Annotated in this window: 27 protein-coding genes and 1 tRNA gene; 14 read left to right on the forward strand and 14 right to left on the reverse strand. The window is 35.3% G+C overall.

Annotated features, from left to right (window positions below; genetic code table 11):
* The 8 genes from ACIQ2S_RS03150 to ACIQ2S_RS03185 all read left to right on the forward strand — a co-directional run.
* A partial coding sequence (locus ACIQ2S_RS03150) for a DUF2891 domain-containing protein (protein ID WP_396172646.1) occupies positions 1-954 on the forward strand: 954 nt, incomplete at its 5' end.
* Between the two features lie 34 nt (positions 955-988).
* Complete coding sequence (locus ACIQ2S_RS03155; RefSeq protein ID WP_396172647.1) at positions 989-2,548, forward strand: NAD(P)/FAD-dependent oxidoreductase; 1,560 nt, start codon at positions 989-991, stop codon at positions 2,546-2,548.
* A 96-nt stretch (positions 2,549-2,644) separates the two neighbouring features.
* Positions 2,645-3,172 carry an isopentenyl-diphosphate Delta-isomerase gene (idi, locus tag ACIQ2S_RS03160; RefSeq protein ID WP_396172648.1) on the forward strand — a complete coding sequence of 176 codons (528 nt, stop codon included), beginning with the start codon at positions 2,645-2,647 and terminating at the stop codon, positions 3,170-3,172.
* Positions 3,173-3,225: 53 nt separating this feature from the next.
* Positions 3,226-3,636 (forward strand): 6-pyruvoyl trahydropterin synthase family protein, encoded by a 411-nt coding sequence (locus ACIQ2S_RS03165; RefSeq protein WP_396172649.1) that lies wholly within the window; start codon positions 3,226-3,228, stop codon positions 3,634-3,636.
* Positions 3,637-4,092 carry a peroxiredoxin gene (locus tag ACIQ2S_RS03170; RefSeq protein WP_396172650.1) on the forward strand — a complete coding sequence of 152 codons (456 nt, stop codon included), beginning with the start codon at positions 3,637-3,639 and terminating at the stop codon, positions 4,090-4,092.
* Positions 4,093-4,152: 60 nt separating this feature from the next.
* Positions 4,153-5,118, forward strand: coding sequence for a type I phosphomannose isomerase catalytic subunit (locus ACIQ2S_RS03175; protein WP_396172651.1), 966 nt, complete (start codon positions 4,153-4,155; stop codon positions 5,116-5,118).
* Between the two features lie 87 nt (positions 5,119-5,205).
* Complete coding sequence (locus ACIQ2S_RS03180; RefSeq protein WP_396172652.1) at positions 5,206-5,472, forward strand: hypothetical protein; 267 nt, start codon at positions 5,206-5,208, stop codon at positions 5,470-5,472.
* Between the two features lie 79 nt (positions 5,473-5,551).
* Positions 5,552-5,625, forward strand: a tRNA-Thr gene (locus ACIQ2S_RS03185).
* A gap of 366 nt (positions 5,626-5,991) precedes the next feature.
* Here the strand turns inward: ACIQ2S_RS03185 and ACIQ2S_RS03190 are convergent.
* From ACIQ2S_RS03190 to ACIQ2S_RS03245, 12 genes are all read right to left on the reverse strand, one after another.
* Positions 5,992-6,708, reverse strand: a complete 717-nt coding sequence (locus ACIQ2S_RS03190; RefSeq protein ID WP_396172653.1) for a DUF4369 domain-containing protein — start codon at positions 6,706-6,708, stop codon at positions 5,992-5,994.
* A 222-nt stretch (positions 6,709-6,930) separates the two neighbouring features.
* The gene (locus ACIQ2S_RS03195) at positions 6,931-8,790 is read right to left on the reverse strand and encodes a peptidase M61 (protein WP_396172654.1); all 1,860 of its coding nucleotides are present in this window, start codon (positions 8,788-8,790) and stop codon (positions 6,931-6,933) included.
* Between the two features lie 108 nt (positions 8,791-8,898).
* Positions 8,899-10,293 carry an alpha/beta hydrolase family protein gene (locus ACIQ2S_RS03200; RefSeq protein WP_396172655.1) on the reverse strand — a complete coding sequence of 465 codons (1,395 nt, stop codon included), beginning with the start codon at positions 10,291-10,293 and terminating at the stop codon, positions 8,899-8,901.
* Between the two features lie 4 nt (positions 10,294-10,297).
* Positions 10,298-10,876: a hypothetical protein gene (locus ACIQ2S_RS03205; protein ID WP_396172656.1), complete on the reverse strand. Its 579-nt coding sequence runs from the start codon at positions 10,874-10,876 to the stop codon at positions 10,298-10,300.
* Positions 10,873-11,367, reverse strand: a complete 495-nt coding sequence (locus ACIQ2S_RS03210; protein ID WP_396172657.1) for a hypothetical protein — start codon at positions 11,365-11,367, stop codon at positions 10,873-10,875. Before ACIQ2S_RS03210 ends, ACIQ2S_RS03205 begins: the two co-directional genes overlap by 4 nt.
* A gap of 2 nt (positions 11,368-11,369) precedes the next feature.
* Complete coding sequence (locus tag ACIQ2S_RS03215; RefSeq protein WP_396172658.1) at positions 11,370-11,645, reverse strand: DUF2089 family protein; 276 nt, start codon at positions 11,643-11,645, stop codon at positions 11,370-11,372.
* 127 nt (positions 11,646-11,772) lie between these two features.
* On the reverse strand, positions 11,773-12,057 hold the full coding sequence (locus ACIQ2S_RS03220) for a TIGR03643 family protein (protein ID WP_396172659.1): 285 nt from the start codon (positions 12,055-12,057) through the stop codon (positions 11,773-11,775).
* 68 nt (positions 12,058-12,125) lie between these two features.
* Entirely contained in the window at positions 12,126-12,398 is a 273-nt protein-coding gene (locus ACIQ2S_RS03225; RefSeq protein ID WP_396172660.1) for a TIGR03643 family protein, read from the reverse strand.
* A 109-nt stretch (positions 12,399-12,507) separates the two neighbouring features.
* Positions 12,508-13,332, reverse strand: coding sequence for a sterol desaturase family protein (locus tag ACIQ2S_RS03230; RefSeq protein WP_396172661.1), 825 nt, complete (start codon positions 13,330-13,332; stop codon positions 12,508-12,510).
* 48 nt (positions 13,333-13,380) lie between these two features.
* Positions 13,381-13,983, reverse strand: a complete 603-nt coding sequence (locus ACIQ2S_RS03235) for an alpha-ketoglutarate-dependent dioxygenase AlkB family protein (RefSeq protein ID WP_396172662.1) — start codon at positions 13,981-13,983, stop codon at positions 13,381-13,383.
* Between the two features lie 62 nt (positions 13,984-14,045).
* Positions 14,046-14,753, reverse strand: coding sequence for an aquaporin Z (aqpZ, locus tag ACIQ2S_RS03240; protein WP_396172663.1), 708 nt, complete (start codon positions 14,751-14,753; stop codon positions 14,046-14,048).
* A gap of 11 nt (positions 14,754-14,764) precedes the next feature.
* Positions 14,765-15,127 carry a DoxX family protein gene (locus tag ACIQ2S_RS03245; protein ID WP_396172664.1) on the reverse strand — a complete coding sequence of 121 codons (363 nt, stop codon included), beginning with the start codon at positions 15,125-15,127 and terminating at the stop codon, positions 14,765-14,767.
* Positions 15,128-15,315: 188 nt separating this feature from the next.
* Here ACIQ2S_RS03245 and ACIQ2S_RS03250 point away from each other — a divergent pair, with 188 nt between their 5' ends.
* Positions 15,316-15,906, forward strand: a complete 591-nt coding sequence (locus tag ACIQ2S_RS03250; protein ID WP_396172665.1) for a murein L,D-transpeptidase catalytic domain-containing protein — start codon at positions 15,316-15,318, stop codon at positions 15,904-15,906.
* Here ACIQ2S_RS03250 and ACIQ2S_RS03255 read toward each other — a convergent pair.
* Positions 15,872-16,822 carry a LysR family transcriptional regulator gene (locus ACIQ2S_RS03255; protein WP_396172666.1) on the reverse strand — a complete coding sequence of 317 codons (951 nt, stop codon included), beginning with the start codon at positions 16,820-16,822 and terminating at the stop codon, positions 15,872-15,874. The genes ACIQ2S_RS03250 and ACIQ2S_RS03255 overlap by 35 nt on opposite strands.
* Positions 16,823-16,916: 94 nt before the next feature.
* On the opposite strand from ACIQ2S_RS03255, the gene ACIQ2S_RS03260 reads away from it, so the two are divergent.
* The 5 genes from ACIQ2S_RS03260 to ACIQ2S_RS03280 are packed head-to-tail and all read left to right on the forward strand — an operon-like array spanning position 16,917 to position 20,177.
* Positions 16,917-17,087: a hypothetical protein gene (locus ACIQ2S_RS03260; protein ID WP_396172667.1), complete on the forward strand. Its 171-nt coding sequence runs from the start codon at positions 16,917-16,919 to the stop codon at positions 17,085-17,087.
* A 2-nt stretch (positions 17,088-17,089) separates the two neighbouring features.
* Positions 17,090-17,392 carry a hypothetical protein gene (locus tag ACIQ2S_RS03265; RefSeq protein ID WP_396172668.1) on the forward strand — a complete coding sequence of 101 codons (303 nt, stop codon included), beginning with the start codon at positions 17,090-17,092 and terminating at the stop codon, positions 17,390-17,392.
* Positions 17,379-18,221 (forward strand): DUF6671 family protein, encoded by an 843-nt coding sequence (locus ACIQ2S_RS03270; RefSeq protein ID WP_396172669.1) that lies wholly within the window; start codon positions 17,379-17,381, stop codon positions 18,219-18,221. The genes ACIQ2S_RS03265 and ACIQ2S_RS03270 overlap by 14 nt, the downstream gene beginning before the upstream one ends.
* A complete protein-coding gene (locus ACIQ2S_RS03275; RefSeq protein ID WP_396172670.1) occupies positions 18,184-19,215 on the forward strand; it encodes an L-threonylcarbamoyladenylate synthase in 1,032 nt (343 codons plus the stop codon). Before ACIQ2S_RS03270 ends, ACIQ2S_RS03275 begins: the two co-directional genes overlap by 38 nt.
* The gene (locus ACIQ2S_RS03280; protein ID WP_396172671.1) at positions 19,215-20,177 is read left to right on the forward strand and encodes a sodium-dependent bicarbonate transport family permease; all 963 of its coding nucleotides are present in this window, start codon (positions 19,215-19,217) and stop codon (positions 20,175-20,177) included. The genes ACIQ2S_RS03275 and ACIQ2S_RS03280 overlap by 1 nt, the downstream gene beginning before the upstream one ends.
* On the opposite strand, the gene ACIQ2S_RS03285 is transcribed toward ACIQ2S_RS03280, so the two are convergent.
* A partial coding sequence (locus ACIQ2S_RS03285) for a DUF2721 domain-containing protein (RefSeq protein WP_396172672.1) occupies positions 20,174-20,408 on the reverse strand: 235 nt, incomplete at its 5' end. The two genes, ACIQ2S_RS03280 and ACIQ2S_RS03285, sit on opposite strands and share 4 nt — an antisense overlap.

Consider the following 20,408-nt stretch of genomic DNA (forward strand, 5'->3'; position numbering starts at 1 on the left):
AAATGTCTGCAACAGGAATATCCTAACAAATTAGGCCAATTACTTTTGGATTCCACAGAAATTCAATCACCCAAACAATTGCATCCTGCCTTTTACGGTTGTTTTGATTGGCATTCGTCGGTTCATGGCCATTGGAGTTTGGTTTATTTATTGAAAAGATACCCTAATTTAAAGGAAAGAAATCAACTAATTGAAAAGCTAAAAACTAATTTATCTCAAAAAAATATTCAGGCTGAGGTAGCCTACTTCAATAAAAATCATGAAAAGTCATTTGAGCGAACGTATGGTTGGAATTGGCTTCTAAAACTTCTATTGGAATTGGAATCGTACCCTGAACCTTTTGCACAGGAATTGGCTCAGAATTTAAAACCGTTGACCAGTATTTTGATTGAACGATATATTGAGTTTCTACCTAAGTTGCTCTATCCTGTTCGAGTAGGAACGCATAGCAATACTGCTTTCGGATTGTCCAATGCTTGGGATTATGCGGTATATTCAAAAAACACCCTTTTGCAAAACAGCATTAAAGAAAATGCGTTGCGACTTTTTTCTGCCGATGAAAATTGTCCATTTTCTTGGGAGCCTAGTGGAACTGATTTTTTATCTCCCTGCTTGGAAGAAATGGGTTTGATGGCACGACTTTTACCTGAAAAAGAATTTATGATCTGGGCCAAAAAGTTCGCTCCCAATTTGTTTAAAACGCAATTTACATGGGAAGTTGCAAAGGTCTCCGACAGAACCGATGGTCATTTGGTGCATTTAGACGGACTCAATTTTAGCAGAGCTTGGAATTTTTATGCTTTGGCTAATCAATACCCAAAATCTTTTTCACATCTGAAAAACGTGGCCGATACGCATTTTTTATTTTCGTTACCTTCGGTAGTGGATGGTAATTACGAAGGCGAACATTGGTTGGCTTCTTTCGCTTTACGTGCTTTTGAGGAGAAAAAGTAATTTCATATCCGTATTTTTGCCTAAAAATTGACACATGCCTCAAGAACTTCTCATTCAAGTTGCCCCTGAAGTCGCAGCAAATACAAGGCTGCTGAAGGAACATGTTGCCAAAATGATTCGCACTTCACCGGCTGATATTCAGCACCTATCGATTGTCAAACGTTCGATTGATGCTCGACAGAAGTCCATTAAAATCAATTTAAAACTTACGGTTTATTTTAAAGGAGAAGCGATAGCTGAACGTTCAATTGAATTACCAAATTATCCCGATGTTTCCCAACAGCAAGAAGTAATTGTTATTGGTGCCGGTCCGGCCGGACTCTTTGCAGCTTTGCAACTCATTGAATTGGGTTTAAAACCAATTGTCATTGAACGTGGAAAAGATGTTCGCGGCAGACGACGTGATTTGAAAGCAATTAATGTAGATCACCTAGTAAACGAAGACTCCAATTATTGTTTTGGTGAAGGTGGAGCCGGAACCTATTCGGATGGAAAATTATATACCCGTTCCAAAAAAAGGGGAGATATTGACCGTATTTTGGAATTATTAGTTGCTTTCGGTGCTTCTCCTGACATATTGGTGGATGCTCATCCACATATCGGAACCAATAAATTACCTCAGATTATTCAAGATATTCGTGAGAAAATTATTGAATGTGGAGGAAAAGTTTTGTTCGAAACACGAATGACGGATATTCTCATTAAAAATAATGAAGTGCAAGGCGTCGTCACTCAGAAAGGAGAAACCATTGCAGCCAACAAAGTTATTTTGGCTACGGGTCATTCGGCTCGTGATATTTTTGAATTATTGCACCACAAAGGAATTGAAATTGAAGCAAAACCTTTTGCGTTAGGTGTTCGTGCCGAACATTCGCAAGAATTGATTGATCAGATTCAGTATAAATGCGATTACCGTGGGGAGTTTTTACCTCCGTCGCCTTACAGTATTGTTAAACAAGTGAACGGAAGAGGAATGTATTCTTTTTGTATGTGTCCCGGCGGTGTTATCGCACCTTGTGCCACGAGTCCGGGAGAAGTAGTTACCAATGGTTGGTCGCCTTCTAAAAGAGATCAACCCACCGCAAATTCGGGCATTGTGGTTGAACTGCGATTGGAAGATTTTAAACCTTTTGAAAAATTCGGATCCCTTGCAGGCATGGAATTTCAAAAAGCCATTGAACAAAAAGCATGGACATTGGCAGGGGAGACACAGAAAGTTCCCGCTCAACGAATGGTTGATTTTACGCAAAGCAAAGTATCAGCCGCTATTCCAAAAACATCGTATGTGCCGGGAACGACTTCGGTAGAATTGGGGCAAGTTTTCCCGGGATTTCTTACCCAAACATTACGCGAAGGATTTTTGGAGTTTGGCAAAACCATGCGAGGTTATTTAACCAACGAAGCTATTTTACACGCTCCTGAGAGTCGCACCTCTTCGCCTGTGCGTATTCCAAGAAACACCGAAACATTAGAACATGTGCAAATCAAAGGTTTATATCCTTGTGGCGAAGGAGCAGGGTATGCTGGCGGAATTGTTTCTGCTGCCATCGATGGGGAGAAATGTGCGTTGAAAATTAAGGAGCGTTTGGGGTAATCTTTCAACTTCAACACCCGTTAAACTTATCACAAAACCAAATAGGCTCGCATAAAAACGAACTTTTTCTTACCTTTGACGAGTTTAATCCATGTTATGATTGAAGAACAAGTAATTTTAGTAAACGAAAAAGACGAACCCATAGGTTTGATGAATAAATTGGAAGCTCATGAAAAGGCGGTGCTTCATCGGGCGTTTTCTGTTTTTGTTCTCAATGACAAAAAAGAGGTGCTTTTGCAACAACGTGCACATCAAAAATACCATTCACCTTTGTTGTGGACAAACACCTGTTGTAGTCACCAACGCAATGGTGAAACCAATATTCAAGCAGGAACCCGACGACTTCATGAAGAAATGGGTTTTACAACCGAATTAAAAGAGTTGTTTCATTTTATATACAAAGCTCCTTTTGACAATGGTTTAACTGAACATGAGTTAGATCATGTGATGATTGGTTATTACAATGGAGAACCACAAATCAATCAAGAAGAGGTAGAAGATTGGAAATGGATGAGTGTGGAGGATATTAAGCAAGATATGGTGATTAATCCGGAAATTTATACGGTTTGGTTCAAAATCATATTTGATGAGTTTTACCATTTTTTAGAAGAACATACGGTGTAAAATTCAAATTCCAACTTCCAAATTTCAAAAGTCAAAAGTCAAATTTTATAACCATGAGAGTAACCGTTTCCAGAAAAGCACATTTTAATGCAGCTCATCGTTTGTATCGAAAGGATTGGTCGATGGAAAAAAATGACAGTGTATTTGGTAAGTGTAACAACCCCAATTTCCATGGGCACAATTATGAGTTAATTGTGAGTGTTACCGGAGAAATTGACGCTGAAACCGGTTATGTGATTGATGTAAAAATACTTTCAGATTTGATAAAAGAACATATTGAAAATTCTTTTGATCATAAAAATTTAAATGTAGACGTTCCCGACTTTACCGATTTGAATCCAACGGCAGAAAACATTGTTGTAGTTATTTGGAACAAGTTGCGACCTTTTATCAAAAAAGCCATGGAATTAGAAGTTGTTTTGTATGAAACTCCGCGAAATTTTGTAACCTATAAAGGAGATTAAATGGCACTAAAAGTAGGCGATACAGTACCGAATTTTCAGGCGAAAGCCACCAACGGTGAATTATTTGATAGTGCCAATATAATAGGAAAGAAACCTCTGGTACTTTACTTTTATCCCAAAGACGATACGCCGGGTTGCACGCAGCAGGCTTGTAGTTTTAGGGATAATTATGAAGTTTTTACCGATTTAGGTGCAGAAGTTATTGGTGTAAGCGGTGATTCAACAGCTTCACATGAAAAATTTGCTGCTAAGTATAAATTGCCTTTTACACTTTTATCTGATTCTGATAAAAAGCTACGAAATTTATTTGGTGTTCCCACCGCTTTGTTTGGATTGATTCCCGGACGTGTGACGTATGTAGTGGATGACAAAGGGGTTATCCGATTTATTTTTGATAATATGTCCGGTAAAATTCATATTGAAAAGGCACTTCAATTTTTAAAAAAAATTATATAAGTTTTTGATAAGAAAATAGTATAGATTCCCTATTTTATTTTTGACCTTTGTAAAAAAATAATGAGTAAACCACTTTATCCTTTAACGTTTGAATCCATTTTAAAAGAACGCATTTGGGGTGGATCCAAGTTGAAAAAGTACTTGAACAAACCTATTACTTCTGAAAATATAGGTGAAAGTTGGGAAGTATCAACAGTTCCTGAATCAATAAGTATTGTAAAAAATGGTTCATTTAAAGGAAAAAATCTGAATGAATTAATCGATTTATATCCCGAAGAAATTTTAGGCACGGCTGTTTTTAGTCAATTTGGCAAGCAATTCCCGTTACTTTTTAAATACTTAGATGCACGCGAGGATTTATCGATTCAACTGCATCCCAATGATGAATTGGCAAAAGTTCGTCACAACTCTTTTGGAAAAACCGAAATGTGGTATGTACTGCAAGCTGATGCCAATGCTCGTTTGATTGTTGGTTTTAAAGAAAATGCATCAAAAAAAGACTATTTACAACAGTTAGCCTGCAACAATATTGTCTCTTTATTAAAAGAAATTCCCGTAAAAAAGGGTGATGTTTTTTTATTAGAAACAGGAACGGTTCATGCCATAGGAGCTGGACTATTAATTGCTGAAATTCAACAAACAAGTGATGTTACTTACCGAATCTATGATTGGGATAGATTAGATATCAACGGGAAGGGTCGTGAATTGCATACTGAATTAGCTTTAGATGCAATCAATTATAAACCAACTTCTGCGAAGAAAGAATATAAGGCTACAGAAAACAAAAGTACTTCATTAGTAGACTGCCCTTATTTTAAAACTAGTCTGATTTCGCTTAATGGTGAAATTGTAATTACTAAAACTGCTGACTCTTTTTTGGTTTTTATGTGTACAGAGGGTAGTTTTGAGTTGTATTTTCAATCAGAAACCTATCATTACAAATCCGGAGATACTATTTTAGTGCCGGCAATTATGACAAATTTTACTATCAAGGGAACAGCAACCTTGCTTGAAGTTACTGTTTGATAGGACTTTCATTTAGTAAACTCAACGTCAAACGAATGTAATTCAAAAGATTTACTTACCTTTGCACCGCAATTAAAATTAAAAACAATGGCAAGTATTAGAAATTTGAAAAAGGACATCAACTTTGTGATGGGAGATATTATTGAAGCGGTTTATATTCATGAGATGACTACAACGGGAAAACCAACCGAACAATCGAACGCGTTGATTGACGAAGCTATCGCTACTTTTGATACATTGATTGGCAAAGTAAACGATAAATCAGTCGAAAGTCGCAAAGCACATTTAAAGCAAGTAGAAAAAGAATTGGAAGCGGCTGCCATTCAGTTGGTTGAAAAAGTGAACGCACTTTAATTCCGTTTATTGATAAAAAAAGTGCTTTTTTGTTTTGGAAATTTGATTTACAAAATTATATTTGCACTCGTATTGAGACGCCGGTGTAGCTCAGCTGGCTAGAGCAGCTGATTTGTAATCAGCAGGTCGTGGGTTCGAGTCCCTCTATCGGCTCAATTTTTAAAAGGACAACTTAACGGTTGTCCTTTTTGCATTGTAAGGGACGAGAAGTTTATCCCGATGCCTGTCGGGAAGTCCCTCTATCGGCTCAATTTTTAAAAGGACAACTTAACGGTTGTCCTTTTTGCATTGTAAGGGACGAGAAGTTTATCCCGATGCCTATCGGGAAGTCCCTCTATCGGCTCAATCTTTAAAAGGACAACGTAACGGTTGTCCTTTTTTGTTTTAAATTAGGTTGATTTGACTACGAATAAATTTTTTCACGCAAAGTCGCAAAGTCGCAGATTCTCTCGGAGTGAGCGTTTACTTTTTGTCGCTCTATAGTATAAAAAAACCGACTGCAATGTCAGTTTGGTTTTTTTACTCTTCAGTTTGATGACGTTCGTCAATCCATTTCTTTAATTCTTTGCCGTATTTGGACTGCTTGATTTTTTCCGGATATAGGCTTTGTATGGAATCTAAATAACTCAATTTAATGTCATTGATGTCGTAAAGTAACACATACGGAGAAATTTCATAGTCTTTGTTATTTTTTGCAAAGTTCACTACACGAAGATACCGACGTTTCAGTGCCCGGTCTTTTTCTTTTTGTATACTGTCAACAACAGCTTGTTGTTGGAGTTTGCCTGCTTTTAGTTCCTGTTCGATAAACTCTAAATTCTGTTGAAAAAAAGGTTCGTTTATTTTTCTGTAATCCATATACAAGTCATGGTTTTTCGAACCGGTAACTTTTGCATCTTTATAAAATAATTCGAGTGAAGTTTCTAAATTCATTTTGCCGGGTTCTGCAAAAATAAGCAAGCTGTTGTCAATGGATTTCGTTGTTCCTTTGTCTAAGAACAAATAGAGCATTTCAGGGGATTCAATGTATAAATGACTTTCAAATTTTGAATCTCCGTCAAAAATAATAGAATCAACAATTACAAGATTGGTATCATTCAATGTTTGAATGTACAGTTTTCCTTGCTTAAGTCCTTTAATTTCGCCGGTTAAATGTAGATTTCCTTTTTTATTTTCATTGGAATTACATGCGGCTAATATACTAACACAGGCAAGGAGTAAAAGTATTTTTTTCATTAGATTTTTTCAGTTTGCGTTATTTTTCTTGTTGTTGAACTACACTGTATTTTAGATAAAATTTTGAGAAGATAACTTTTACAAAGTTAAAAGGTACAGTTCTTCAATTTGCCCGCAAAATAGGTATTTTTTTAAAAAAGGACTGCTGTTTTTGAAAGATAGTTTTAAAAAAAAATCCCCAATGTTATTCACATTAGGGAAGTTTTTAAGTTTGCGTAGTGATTATCCTTTTAACCAAGCTTCGCGAATGGCTTTTTTATTTTCGTCTGTTGCTTGATAGCCCTCCATTTCGTCCATTGGAATTTTTACGGAACCTTTTAAAATCATTTCCTTATCATCTCTTTTAATTTTAAAAGTAATCGGGTCATTTTCCTTCCATGACATACTTCCAATAATCATATCGTAGATGTTATCTAAATTATAAGCTGTATCGTTAATAGCCAAGACAATATCGCCACCTCTCAAATCCATTGACTTCATAAAGTCATTCAATTCAATTCCCGGAAGAATGATAATTTCTTTTGTTGTTGGATTTACAGTAATATAAGGGGTTTGTCCTTTTAAAAAGACATTACCGGGAACCTGAATTTTAGTTTTTGAAACACCCATTTTAGCAAAGAAATCATCATAAGGAAGCGGAGTTGATCCTGCTACATAGGTATCTAAAAACGTTCTGATTTCAGGATAGGTTAAAGAAACAACTTTGTCAAATAATTCGCTGTCCTCAAATGGTTTTGTCTGACCGTATTCTTTCGAAAGTTTCTGCATTAAATCCAAAATACCGCGTTCTCCTTTGCTGCTTTCTCTGATTTGAATGTCTAAACACATTGCAATCAACGCTCCTTTTTCGTACACATTTAAGTAAGCATCTTTGTAGGGCTTACTTAGAACTTCCGCACTCATTTTGGTGAATGGCATTTTTTCGTCAAACCTTTTAGCATTACTCACTTTCCCTGCCATCCGTTCGTAAAACTGATCTTCAGTAATCAAGCCTTGATTTACTTGAAATAAGTTGGCAAAATATTCAGTGATTCCTTCGTACATCCATAAATGTTGCGACATTTTAGGCGTATTGAAATCAAAATAATGAATTTCTTTCGAATGAACACTTAACGGAGTTACAATGTGGAAAAATTCGTGTGAAACCACATCAATCATGCTTTGTTCTAATTGTTCTGCAGGCATTGCCTCCGGGAATACAACAACTGTAGAAGTATTGTGTTCCAACGCACCAAATCCTTTAGCATCTGATTTTTCGTAATCAGACAGATACAACAAAATAGCGTACTTTTTGGTATTGTTGACTTTACCTAAAAATTTCTTTTGGGCTTTCATCATTTTTTCCATGGCAGGTTTCATGTCTTCCGCTTTCAGAACATTATTAGGTGAATAAACACTTAAAATAATTTCCATATCATCTACCATGAAATTGATGTAGTTCGATTTGGCGTACATAATCGGATTATCCACCAATTCTGCGTATCGGGAAGCAGCAAATACATCTACCGTTTCGCTTTTGTCGCTATCAATCATAGCCGTTGCACCATATAAATCGGCCGGTTTTGTTATAGTTACTACATAAGGCAATTCTTTTAAGTCTTTAAAATAACCAACAAAACCATGCGTATTGATAACAAAATTCTGACCTTCTAAAATATTAGTTCCGGCAGGTGAAAAAATATCACCTTTGCCAAATTCTGAACCAGATTCCGAATCAAATGTATCATTGACTAAATACGTTACTTTTGCCAACTTCTTGGCATTTTTAATGACCCATGAATTGTCATCCATTTTTGCTGCAGATAGTTCTTTTCCTTTGGCATCATAGGCTTTAAAGCTTTCTACAAAACGGCCGTAATCATCTTCAGAATAGGTTCCGGGTACGATTTTTGGCATGTAAAAAACAGTTTCACTACTGTTCATTTTAGGAGCTGTCACCGTAACTGCAACACGGTCGTTATTTATATTCACTAAATCGATCGCAACTTGCACGTCTTTATTTTTACTTTGTGCAGATGCAGTTAAAGGAGTGATTAAGTAAAGTGCACTCGCAACAGCAAGTGATAAAATTGTTTTTCTCATGAAACGTTTAAATTAAAGTTTATAGGTAGGCTTGTTGTTAAATTTGTTACAAATAACCATAAAAAAACGCTTGGCAAGCAAGCGTTTCATTATAAATTTTTGTGAAATTTATTTCGTTTGTTTTTCAATCCAAGTGGAAATATCTGTTAGAACTTGCGGACTAATTGTTTGTTCAATCGTGCTGTATTCGTCAATACTACCTGTGGTACAATCTTGAAAGAGATGATTTCGATTGGGATAGATTATTGTGGTTACTTTTTTATTTCCTGCTTTTGTCAATGATTTTTGTATACCGTCCGTGTTCATTTTGGCAGGGACTTGTAAATCTTTGTCACCATTTACAACCAATACCGGACATTTGACTTTGCTTAAGTAAACGTCGGGATTAAATTTCATAAAGAAACGAAACCAAGGCGATGTAATTTGTTCGCTTTGCTGACTAATTATTTGCTTTTTTTGGGTCTCTGTTAAGTAATTAGTATCAGGATTATCAAACAGACTTTTTTCAAGAAGTAGTTCTATTTCTTTTTTCACTTCTTCGGTTGTTTTGTCGCTTTTAACTAGGTTGTAAATGGATTGGTTTAGTTTTTTTGCTTGCTCCAATTCGGTTTCAGTTAATCCATCCGATTTGCCGATAAGATAAGCTTGCTCAATTAAAAGTTGGTCACAAGGAACTCCCGGACCTGCAAGCAAAACAATAAAGGCAATTGATTTGTCTTTGGAAGCCACTATTGGTGCAATCATTCCGCCTTCGCTATGGCCAATTAAGCCAATTTTTTTGGAATTAACTTCCGATTTAGTTTTTAAGAAAGCAGCGGCCGCTTCTACATCTGATGCAAAGTCCATTGAAGTGGCGTTTGATCGGTCACCTGTTGATTGACCGACACCTCGATCATCCACTCTCAATACGCCGATACCATTTCGGGTCAAGTGATCAGCAATAATCCAGAAGGGTTTGTGATTTAGTAGTTCTGAATTTCTGTCTTGCGGTCCGCTGCCCGAAATTAGAACCACTACCGGAACTGGTTTATTTGACTTTGGCACTGTTAATGTTCCGGCTAACGTAATTTTAGCAGAAGTGTTTTCAAAAGTTACCTCCTTAATGGTATACGGAAAAGGTTCCTTAGGTTCTTGGGGACGATTGATTTTTGGAAGTTCTTTTTCTTCTCGAGTCAAATTCATCGGAAATGTTTGTCCGCTTTGCGAAAAAGTACCCTCAAAACCCGTCGCATTTCTTTTTCCTACATAGGATAATCCTGCAGCTTCCAAAAGAATAGTCAAGGTTTCGTTTTCAAAAGTCACTTTGCTTAAGGGAATTCCAAAGGCATTTTGTTGCGGAACACTCATGGTTCCTGCAAAAGAATTGTCACTTTCGGTTAGGTTAAAACTAATGATAAGTTCAGAGCCCATAACTTTTAATGAGCCATTCCAATTGCCGATAATCTCTTGAGAAAATCCGCAAATGGTAAATAATACAGCGATGATGCTTAAATTTTTTTTCATAATTTTAGTTGAATTGAATAATTAAATATTTTGAGACAATTTCGGCAGCAAGAACTACAACAATAAATAAAACGACTTTTTTTGTTCCTTTGGCGTTGGTAGCCACTCTGAAACCATTCCATAATAAAATAGCAAACCAAATTAGTGTTACCAAAGCCATAACACCAAATACGAGTATAATGATGGTGTCCGTTACAGTCAGTGATTCAAAACTGTTTGTATTTGCCATTTGAAGTAAACTGTCTGTAGTAGTTATGATTAGATTATTTACATTAAAAAAAGGCAACACATAAAATGGAATTCGAGCAATTAAAGACGTATTTAATAAGTCAATGATTCGAGTTTTTGTGTTTATAGCTAAGCCGTACAGGTACAAGAGTACTGTAAGAAGCAAGGTGTTGATACAGTTATCAATGAAAACTTCAGAGAGTTCTGTCAATGCAACGAAATGTAAATCGACTATTCCATCAAAGCGACCATTAAACAAATAGCCAATGAATGAGCCTACAACAAAAACTATTAATCCAAAAAAAAGTAATTGTCGTTCGGAAAATAATTCAAATGGGTTGTAAAATTTCTTCATGATTGTTGTTTTAATACTTCTAGTGATTCGAGTATTTTTTTTAGTTCTTCCGGTTTTTGAGTGCCTATTAAAAGTGGTTTACGGTTGTCAAAATATAATTTCAGTCCAAATTCACCTTTAACGTTAAAAGCCTTTCCATTTCTGCTCAGACGAACACCCCAACCGCCGTAATCACTAATGGGATTGTATTTGACTACTTCCAAATGTTTAAGTGTAGTGAAAGGATAGGTTCTTTGCTTTAAATGAAAAGGAAAATACTTAATTGCAATTTCATCTTTGGTTATAGTTGTTTCAAGTGACATAAAATAAAAAAGAGAGATAAAAATTAGGATGAAAACAAGATGACCAACGAAAAATTCCCAAGCAAGTGTTCCCTTCTGATATTCCTTGTAAAGAGCATATACTCCTGCTACATTCACCAAAACAAGTATCGTCCACAGCCATCGCTGATTGAATTTTTGCTTTTCGTAAAAAAGGGGTTTCTGATCCATGGCTATTTGTTTTGTGTTTGTTTGATTTTTTCAATCATATCATCGAGTTTATTGCGTACGGTGGGGTAACTGTTCCCCATTTGATTGGCCATTTCTTTCAAGCTTCCACTTGATAGAAAAAATTGTAAAATAAAGTTTTGCTCTTCTTCAGTCAATTGAAGTAATAACGGTAATGAATAGTTTCCTGAAACTTGTGTTTGGCAAGATTCACAAGTAAGTTGTGAAACCGATAAGGAATGATCGCAACTGGGACAGTGGATGGGTAATTTAGGTTTCATTATTAATAATATTTAGTCAAAAATAAATAAAATTTAAATAAAAATAAATATAATTTAAATATATTTTAGTTTTTGACTAAAAAAAAGCATTCCGTTAGGGAATGCTAAGTTGGTATTGTAGGACTAATTACCGTTTAGATATTTTGTTATGCGTAATTTGGCGTTGGAGTGTACATTTGAATCGGTCAATTCCCTGCACTCTTCTTTTGGCATGCTTGGTTGCTCTGCCTTGCACACGCTCTCGCCACATTTTAAAGCTAGACGCTTTCATTTCTCTTCGCATCAGTTCAATCGTTTCTTGTTCAGAAATCCCAAATTGAAAGCTGATTGCTTCAAAGGGGGTTCGATCTTCCCAAGCCATTTCGATAATGCGGTCTATCTGAATATCTGTAAAATCTTTTGCTAGTGACATGATTGAAATAAACTGTAAAGTTCGGCAGAAAATAAAAAAACTCTTGCTGAACAAGAGTTAAAATATACTTAATCGAATTTATTCTTAATATAGTATTTGCTGTCCAAATCATCAAAGTCGTCAATTATTGGCTTGGGTTTGGGCTTGCTAGCTGTAACTTTCTTTTTCCAAAGTTCGAAGTTGTCTTTGGACAGTCGTTTTCTCATGATTTCGGTGACTTCATTTTCTGAGATACCGAATTCAACTTTAATTGCTTCAAAAGGTTTCTTTTCCTCTTGAGCCATACTAACTACGCGTTCAATTTCATCGTAAGTCAGTTCAACTCTTTTACTTTTTTTCATTAGTTCAAAAGCACTGTTAATTATATTTTCAATTTACTATTCCAATGGTAAATCAATATTACTAAAAAAATAAATTACTTTTTCATTGTGATGAAAAAAAATTTCCAAGTTAACTTTCCGGATTCCGGTATTTTTCAAAAGGTATTTTTAGAAGATTGCCTAACTGATTGTTTTCTTTTGGATTCATATGCGTGTCTACCCCGTAAATGATTTTTTCTCTATCCAGATACTTGTACGTTCCAAACAGTCTGTCCCAAACCGAAAAAATATTCCCATAATTACTATCTGTATAGGGTAATTTATAATGATGATGTACTTTATGCATGTCGGGAGAAATAATAAAATAGCTCAAAAACTTGTCAAACGACTTTGGTAAGGGAATATTTGCATGATTAAATTGTGAAAATACGACCGAAAGCGATTGGTATAAAAACACCATCCACATCGGACTTCCAACAATCAAAACGGCCATTACAGTAAATAGAAATCGGATCACACTTTCTCCCGGATGATGACGATTAGCCGAAGTGGTGTCAACCCAAGTATCTGTGTGATGGATCAAATGAAACCGCCATAAAAATTTTACTTTATGTTCAACCAAGTGAGCCAAATAGGCTCCAATTAAATCTAGGAGCAGTAAACCCACAAGCGTATACAACCAAATATTTTTGATTGGAAACCACTGTAGGATTCCAAAATTTTGCTGTATTGCCAAATCGGCAGCCAGAAGCAAAACAAACGCCAAAACAAAGTTGACAACAATAGTTGTAGCTGTAAAAAAGATATTTATTCCTGCATGTCCGATTTTGTTGTATTGAAATTTGAACAAAGGATAGGCATTTTCAATCAACCAAAACAGTGCTATGCCTCCCACAAGAATAAGACCTCTGTGTAAAGAAGAAATAGTTTCAAAATAACTAATGAAGGGTTGCATTTAATTTTTTTACTAAAGTATTAAATATTTAGATGTAATTGCAACGGATTATTTGATAATTCGAAATGTCAAATTAATTCTTGGTCCAATTGGTTTTGCAGTTTTTGGAACTTGATGTTTCCAGAAATGTTGCGTGGTGCCTTTCATGAGTAACAAACTTCCATGTTCCAACATTATTTTTTGTTTCCATTCTTTGTTGGAATTGTGTTGCAAGTGAAATGTTCGAGTTGCCCCAAAACTCACTGATGCGATGATTGGATTTTGTCCTAATTCTTTTTCATTATCGGCATGCCAACCGTTGCTGTCTTTTCCATTGCGGTATAAATTGAGTAAAACAGTCGTAAAATTTGTTCCAACACTGTCTTCTACCTCATTTTTTATAAACATTAGCAATGGGTTCCATTTGTGTGGATGCATAATGATGTTGGAATACGCATATGTTTTACCTTCATTTCCATACAAAGCGGTCAGACGTGGTTGTGCATGGGTTTGACCAAAAACGGTGATTTTATCTTGTTGCCAGGGAACTTCGTTTTTTAATTTTTCAAAAAGTTCATTGGCTTTATCCAGAGAAAAAAAATCAGGATAGTACTCGATTGCAGCATCGGGTAATTCGAAAACTATTTTCTCTTTTGGAAATAACGAATTCATGGGGTAAAAATAAAAAAAGCGATGAATAATTTTCATCGCTTTTTAGCTAAATATTTTACAAATTATTCATCGGTTTCTTGAAGGAGATTTTTATAAATCAATCCGGCCACAATAGCACCTAAAATCGGAGCCAACCAAAATAACCATAATTGGCTTAGTGGTTCGCCTCCAACGAATAAAGCTTGAGAAGTTGAACGAGCTGGGTTCACAGAAGTATTTGTAATTGGTATGCTTATTAAGTGAATTAATGTTAGTGCCAAACCGATGGCAATGCCTGCAAATTTACCGTTGGCAAATTTATCGGTAGCTCCTAAAATAACTAATAAGAAAAATAAAGTAAGCACAAATTCAGTCACAAATGCAGATGTCATAGAGTATCCCATCGGAGAAAATGCGTCGTAACCATTGGAGGCAAATGCACCAGCTTTTGATGCGTCTAATCCAGTAAAACTTTCTTGACCGTTCATAATAAAATAGAGCGTTGCCGCAGCTGCTATCGCACCCAAGCACTGAGCAATAATGTATGAAACTAATTCTTTTGCTTCAAATCGACCTCCGGCCCATAATCCGAATGAAACTGCCGGGTTAAAATGTCCACCTGAAATATGACCAACAGCATAAGCCATGGTTAATACGGTTAAACCGAAAGCTAATGAAACACCGGCAAAGCCAATTCCTAATTCGGGTATTCCGGCAGCAAAAAGTGCACTTCCGCAACCGCCGAAAACTAACCAATAGGTTCCAAAAAATTCTGCAAATAGTTTTTTCATAAAATTGTTATTTAGTTAATAGTTGTATACTGATACGTCCAAAAAATTAATAGAAATTGCAAAGGCAAACGAATGAATCGCACCCATTTAGTTAAACCTAAACTTGCAGATTCCTTTTGATACATGTAAATATTTGCGGGGAAAACTGCAATAAGTAGCAATACAATTCCCCACGCAGCATACCCTGAAAACTTAGGAATGCATAGGAAAATACCTAAAATTATTTCTGCTGCTCCACTTATTTTATTCAGTAAAACAGGATTTTTAAAAAAAGGCGGGATGATTTTTAAATAGACTTTAGGACTTCTAAAATGATTGATTCCTGCTCCAAAGAAGAGAGCAGCAAACAAGTATAAATGCCAAGGTAAAGTCATAGTTCTGCAAATAAACGGGACGAATTTATGAAAAAATTAACAAAAAACGCATTATACTGTAGAATAATTATGATTTTATTATCATTTAGTTGATAACGTAGTGAATTGTATAAATGTAAAATAAGCGATAAAATTTTTAATGCATATACTAAAAATCAATTTTCATAGTTTTCATTTTAAATAGCGTAATGAGCAAATCCATTTTTTTATTGATTTTTTCACTTTTGGCCTGTTCAGCTGTTGTTGAAGAAAAGCCCAAAGATTATTCAGCCATTCATCAAGAAGCCAAGAGCTATTGCCAATTGAATGGTTTTAATCAAGAATTTTATTTTTTACTTGATTTTAGTGTGCATTCAGGTAAAAATCGCTTTTATGTGATTGATTTTAAATCGCTTCAAGTGTTGCATCAAAATTTAGTAACGCACGGTAGTTGCGATGTTTTTGAAGAAAATCCTGAAAAGTATAAAAAGGCAAAATTTAGTAATGCTAATAGTAGTCATTGCTCTTCTAAAGGGAAGTATAAAATCGGGAAACGCGATTACAGTTCTTGGGGAATCAATGTAAAATACTGGCTACACGGAATGGAAAATACAAATACAAATGCCGAAAAACGTGTGGTTGTTTTACATTCTTGGGATGCGGTTTCCAATGAAGAAATTTATCCTAGATATGCTCCCTTAAGTTGGGGTTGCCCGGCAGTTTCAGATAAATTTATGAAGACCTTGGACAAAAAATTACAGGTAGCTAAAAAACCGGTGCTGCTATGGATTGTTGAGTAGTATAAATCCAAGAGAACTTCTCGGCCATAATTTTTGATTTATTTGCCATCAAATATGTTATAAATGCTTGTGCAACTGGAGAGTGATTCTTTTGTTTTTGCCAAATCAAACTCCATGTTGATTTTAAAGGTAAACCCTTGATTGGAATAATGTGTAAATCACCATTATTTAATTCATTTTTTAGTCCGATTAGCGGCATGATGGAACATCCTAAACCAGCTATTAGTGCTTGTTTAACAGCTTCATTGGAGGTTAATTCCATTTTTTTTACAAGTTGTAATTTATTTGACTCCAAAAATCTTTCCATTACTTGTCGGGTTCCTGAGCCTTTTTCTCTATAAATAATGGGAATGTTTTCTATAATTGATTTGTCATTTTGTCTTTCTGAAAACTTAAAATCTTTATTACCTACCAAATAAAGTTTATTTTCCATTAAATCTATTTTATCTACTTCAATGTTTTCTGGAAGTAAAGAGACCAATGAAAAATCGACTTCGTTGGTTTGTAAACTTTTAATCACCTTTGTTTTATTAGTTACATCAAGTTCTAATTCAACTGCTTGATTTTCTTTTAAAAAATCACTTATAAAGTAGGGTATTACGTATTTCCCTGTAGAAACGACAGATATTTTTAATCGCCCTGATAATTGACCTTTATAGGCTGTTGTTTTATGGTTGATTGCGTGTACTTCGTTCAAAATTTTTTGTGCGGCTACAGCTATTTCTTTACCAAAATCGGTTACATATAATTGTCTTCCTATTATTTCGGTTAAGGGAATATCAAATTGGTCCTGCAATTTTTTAAGTTGAATAGATACCGCGGGTTGCGTTAAATGCAATTCTTCAGAGGCTTTGGTAATGCTTTTCGTTTCTGTAATTTTTAGAAAAATTAACAACTGATGTAATGTATAATTCATAATAAATTTTTATGTATGTCATAACAAATATAAATAAAAATATATGAAATGTTTTAAAGAAATTTGCAGCGTACCATCTTATAAATATTTATACATGAAAAAACACATTCACAAAACTTGTTTAATTTGTTGTTTTTTATGGTTATTCGCCAGCTTTATTGCTGCTGTTTTAATGCCTGAAAGCTTGTTGTTAAAAATTAGTTTGGGCATGGGAATTTTATTCACACTTTATTTTTTCAAATCAACTAATTTAAAAATTAATTAAAAATGACTACAACTTTAAATTTTGATCTCATCAAAGGGACTTTTAAGGCAGCAGATGCTAAACGTGTTTTAATGACTTTGATAAATGATAAAATCGGTTTTCATGAATTGGAAATTTTTAGTGCCCATGAAAAATACGGCAAAGATTTGCCAGATTCTATTAAAAGGGTAAAAGAATTGAACGAAGCCCTACTAAAAATCACCGAGTTTCTTAATCAGATAGACGCAAACAACTCAGAAATACAAATTTTGGGTTCCATAGATTTAGTAGCTGTTGACAAGAAAATAGAGAATGAAGTTTTTTAAAGACAGAAAACTTATTATTGCAACAAAGCACGAAAAAGAGCGTGTTATTACTCCGCTTTTAAAGGAACATCTTGAAGTAGAAATTTTTGTGCCTACGGATTTTGACACAGACAAATTTGGCACATTTAGTGGCGAAGTTGAACGCCAAGGTACTGCTTTAGATGCACTCCGTTTAAAATGTAGGGAAGCTATGGAGCAGTATGACTTTGATTTGGGAATTGCTTCCGAAGGTTCATTTGGTGCACACCCAAGTCTTTTTTTTGCGCAAGCTGATGATGAAATGGTACTAATGATTGATCAAAAGAATGGATTGGAAATCATTGCACGAGAAGTGAGTTTGGAAACAAATTTCAACGCTGAAAAAATCAACTCTTACGAACAGTTAGCTTCATTTGCAAAGCAAATCAATTTTCCTTCTCATGGTTTAATTCTAAAAGATTCGGAGGGTAAAAGTGCACAGATTATTAAGAACATTAATGATTGGGATACCTTAAAGCTATTATATGAGTCTCTTTCTTCCTATGCTGAAACAGTTTGGGCAGAAACTGATATGCGGGCTCATCGAAACCCCACTCGAATGAGAGTAATTGAAAAAGCAATACAAAATTTACTGAAAAAGGTCAACTCACGTTGTCCTGGCTGTGACATTCCGGGCTATGATGTACATGAAGTTATCAAAGGTCTCCCCTGCGAATGGTGTCATTCACCCACACAATCGATACTGGCCTTGCACTATAAATGTAAGAAGTGCGATTATTCTACAACCGAACAATTTCCAAAAGGCAAACACTATGAATCACCTGAATTTTGCTCCTATTGTAATCCCTAGAAAAACAAAGGTTATTACTACTTCAATAAAAAAGGCAGCTTTCTATCTCTCGAAAGGAGAAGTAGTGGCCATTCCAACCGAAACAGTTTATGGTTTGGCGGCGAATATCTATCATGAAAATGCCTTGCATAAAATTTTCGAAATAAAGGAACGACCCTTTTATAATCCGCTTATAGTTCATATTGATGCTATCGAATCTCTAAGTAAAGTTGCAATTAATATTCCTGAAAAAGCTTATGTATTGGCTCGTCATTTTTGGCCGGGACCTTTAACGATGATTTTTGAAAAAAAAGCAAGTGTTTCAAATGTTATTACAGCAAACAAAAATACGGTAGCCGTAAGAATCCCCAATCATCCCGTGACTTTAGAATTGATTAGAAAAGTGGGAGCACCTTTGGCAGCACCAAGTGCCAATCCTTTTGGGTCGATTAGTCCCACTTCTGCCAAACATGTTGAAAATTATTTTAAGAACAAACTTGATGTGATTCTTGACGGAGGTCCTGCTGCAAAAGGTATTGAATCTACTATCGTTGGTTTTAAAAAAGGACAAGTAATTGTTTATCGTTTGGGTTCTGTTTCGATAGAAATGTTGGAGAGTGTTGTTGGTAAAGTAAAAGTAATCAAACATTCAACCAAGGATCCCATTGCCCCGGGTATGTTGCAAAAGCATTATGCTCCAAAAACCCCAATGATTATGAGTAAAAATCCGCTTCGAACGGCTTCCAATTTACTAGGGAAAAACATTGGTTTATTGGTATTTATTCAAACAGGAGCAACTTCTGATTATTATACAGAAGTTTTATCATGCAATGGAGATTTTGAAGAAGCTGCAAAAAATTTGTACGCTTCCATGCATAAACTCGATTCTATGGGATTTGATTTGTTGATTGCACAAGAATTTCCTAATGCAGGTGTTGGAAAATCAATTAATGATCGATTGGCTCGAGCATGCAAAAAGGACACGAATTTTACACCAAATAATATATTTATCTGATGAATATAGATTTATTGCTTCAAAACTTAACGAATCCGGCATTATTGTTTTTTGTCTTGGGAATTTTAGCTGTCAAATTTAAAAGTGATTTAGAAATTCCGCCCAACTCCTCCAAATTTATCTCATTGTATCTCCTGTTCTCTATCGGTTTTAAGGGAGGACAGGAATTGGTGCATAGCGAACTAAACCTTTCGATTTTATGGGCACTGCTTTTTGGAGTAGCTGTGGCGTGTCTTATACCCTTGTATACTTTTTTTATACTTAGAAAAAAACTTAGCATTGAAAATTCAGGAGCCATTGCTGCTGCTTACGGTTCGGTGAGTGCTGTAACATTTGTTACGGCTGTTTCTTTTTTGGAAATTCAAAACATTTCGTTCAACGGACATATGGTTGCAGTGATGGCTTTGATGGAAGCACCGGCCATAATTATCGGGGTAATATTAATTCGATTTTTTGGCTCCAAAGAGTCGTGCGACAGTAATTTAGTCTCTATAATCAAACATTCCTTTACCAATGGAAGTGTCTTTTTAATCATAGGAAGTCTATTCATTGGTTTTTTGGCCAGTGACAAAGAAGCTATGGGAATCAAACCTTTTACAACCGATATTTTTAAAGGTTTTTTGGCTATATTTTTATTAGATATGGGAATTGTCTGCGGAAAAAAGATCAATGACTTTTTAAAGAGTGGTTGGTTTACGGCACTTTTCGCAATAGTTATTCCATTATTCAATGGCTGCTTAATTGCTTTTGTAAGTCAGTTTATTACCAGCGATACGGGTGACCGATTTATGTTTGCCGTACTTGCAGCAAGTGCTTCCTACATTGCAGTTCCCGCAGCAATGAAAATGGCTGTACCAAAAGCAAATCCGGGTTTATTTGTGCCCATGGCATTGGCGGTTTCATTTCCTTTTAATATTACTTTGGGTATGCCGATTTATTTGGCAATTGTAAAATGTTTTTAATCTGCCAAATCTTTTAAATGCACTCGTAGTGCTTTCACAGAAATACTTATTTCCCAGAAAGAAATACCCAAAGAAACCAATAAACACAACAAGCTGGCACCAAAAACTATAATTCCGGCCAATTGTTGGTCAAAAAACAAAACCAACATGGCGAATACAGATAAGAACAAGCTCAATACTCCTGCCAATTGCATGTAGCGAATAAGAGATAATCGCAAATTTAGATTGGCG

This window comes from Flavobacterium sp., assembly GCF_044371705.1.
In the GTDB taxonomy this organism is placed as follows: domain Bacteria; phylum Bacteroidota; class Bacteroidia; order Flavobacteriales; family Flavobacteriaceae; genus Flavobacterium.